General features: G+C 76.3%; 2 protein-coding genes. Both read left to right on the top strand.

The window, feature by feature from the left end; all coding sequences use genetic code 11:
- Positions 1-68: 68 nt before the first annotated feature.
- On the top strand, positions 69-875 hold the full coding sequence (locus tag PKY62_RS01475) for an SDR family NAD(P)-dependent oxidoreductase (RefSeq protein ID WP_324534134.1): 807 nt from the start codon (positions 69-71) through the stop codon (positions 873-875).
- A 43-nt stretch (positions 876-918) separates the two neighbouring features.
- Positions 919-1,489 (top strand): orotate phosphoribosyltransferase (pyrE, locus tag PKY62_RS01470; protein ID WP_324534132.1); only part of this gene is annotated, 571 nt, incomplete at its 3' end.

Raw genomic sequence — 1,489 nt, 5'->3', positions numbered from 1 at the left:
TCGGGACCGGGGGCGGTTCGCCACCGCGTTGAGGCGACCCTGCAGGGTCCGCACCGTAGGCTGGCCGCATGGCCACTGCACTGATCACCGGCGCGAGCGCGGGCCTCGGCCTGGAGTTCGCCTGGCAGCTCGCGACCGCGCGGCACGACGTCGTCCTGGTCGCCAGGGACACGGACCGGCTGGAGCGCCTCGCGGGGCAGCTGCGCGCTGCCGCTGGCGTGCGCGCCGAGGTCATCTCGGCTGACCTCGCCGACCGCGCGCAGGTCGAGCGCGTGGCCGACCGGCTGCGGCAGACCGAGCGCCCCGTGGGGCTGCTGGTCAACAACGCCGGGTTCGGGATGGGCGCGTCGTTCGTCGACGGCGACCTCGCGGAGCACGAGCGCGGGCTGGACGTCATGGTCCGCGCCGTCCTGGTGCTGACGCACGCCGCCGTCGGGCCGATGGTCGGGCGCGGGCGCGGGGCTGTCCTCAACGTCTCGTCCATCGCGGCCCTCAGCGCGTTCGGCACCTACTCCGCCGACAAGGCGTGGGTCCGGGTCTTCACCGAGGGCCTCGCCGTCGAGCTGCGCGGCACGGGCGTGACCGCCACCGCCCTGTGCCCCGGCCTGGTGCGCACCGAGTTCCACGAGCGCGCCGGCCTCGGCGGGGAGGGCTTCCCCGAGCTGGCCTGGCTCAACGCCGACGCCGTCGTCACGGCGGCCCTGGCCGACGTGCGCCGCGGCGCCGTCATCTCCACCCCGAGCCTGCGCTACGGGCTCGTCTCCGAGGTCGCCCGGCTGCTGCCGCGCGCCGCGATCCGCGCCCTGTCCGGCGTGGACCGGCGCCCGCGCGACGCCGTCGAGGCCGACGAGGTGCCCGCGGACGACGAGGGCTGAACGGCACCCTCGCCGCGTCGGCGCCGGCCAGTAGCCTGACCCCGTGACCGACCTCCTGCGCCCCACCCCGCGCGAGCAGCTGCGCGACCTCATCGCCGACCTCGCCGTCGTGCACGGCCGTGTGACGCTGGCCTCCGGCAAGGAGGCCGACTACTACGTCGACCTGCGCCGGGTCACCCTGCACCACCGCGCGGCGCCGCTCATCGGGCACGTGCTGCTCGACGTCCTCGAGGAGGCCGGCCTGGGTCCGGGCGAGATCGACGCCGTCGGCGGGCTGACGCTCGGTGCGGACCCGGTCGCCGGGGCCCTGCTGCACGCCGCCGCCTCGCGCGGGCAGGACCTCGACGCCTTCGTCGTGCGCAAGGAGGGCAAGGCCCACGGGATGCAGCGCCGCATCGAGGGCCCTGATGTCGCCGGCCGCCGCGTCGTGGCCGTCGAGGACACGTCGACCACGGGCGGGTCCGTCATGACGGCGGTCGAGGCCCTGCGCGAGGCCGGCGCCGACGTGGTGGCCGTTGCCGTCATCGTCGACCGCGGCACGGGCGCGCGGGAGCGCATCGAGGCCGAGGGCCTGCCCTACCACTACGTCTACGGCCTGGCGGACCTCGGCCTGG

Source organism: Actinotalea sp., assembly GCF_035443605.1.
Lineage (GTDB): Bacteria > Actinomycetota > Actinomycetes > Actinomycetales > Cellulomonadaceae > Actinotalea.
The sequence above is the reverse complement of the archived record's forward strand: the minus strand, read 5'-3'. Positions and strand labels throughout refer to the sequence as shown.